The sequence below is a fragment of the Priestia sp. SIMBA_032 genome (genome assembly GCF_046535215.1).
Classification (GTDB): Bacteria; Bacillota; Bacilli; order Bacillales; family Bacillaceae_H; genus Priestia; species Priestia aryabhattai.
The window spans coordinates 1-274 of sequence record NZ_JAWRXD010000602.1; the positions used below are offsets into that span (position 1 = coordinate 1).

Genomic DNA, 274 nt, shown 5'->3' on the forward strand with positions numbered 1-274 from the left:
CCACCTTGATCTTGCCCTTGTCGAGGTCGTCCGAGTGCCAGTCCGGCCGCAGCTCCACGATCGCGGAGTACAATTTTGCGCAGATCTCGCGGGTGCCGCCCACGATCATGGCCTTGCGCGGCGCGTCGATGTACTTGGCCATCTGGGCGCTGCGGTTCTCCCAGTGCCCCACCAGATCCTGGGCAAGTGTCGCGATCCGCTCCGGTGCGCCGTAGACGGCATTGACGACGGAGACGCTCGCCTCGATGCGCGCCCGTTCCGTCACATCCAGCGT

1 protein-coding gene is annotated in these 274 nt (G+C 65.7%); it reads right to left on the reverse strand.

Annotated features, from left to right (window positions below; translation table 11 throughout):
- On the reverse strand, window positions 1–274 hold a 274-nt coding region (locus SB717_RS35675), incomplete at both ends, for a hypothetical protein (RefSeq protein WP_410907682.1).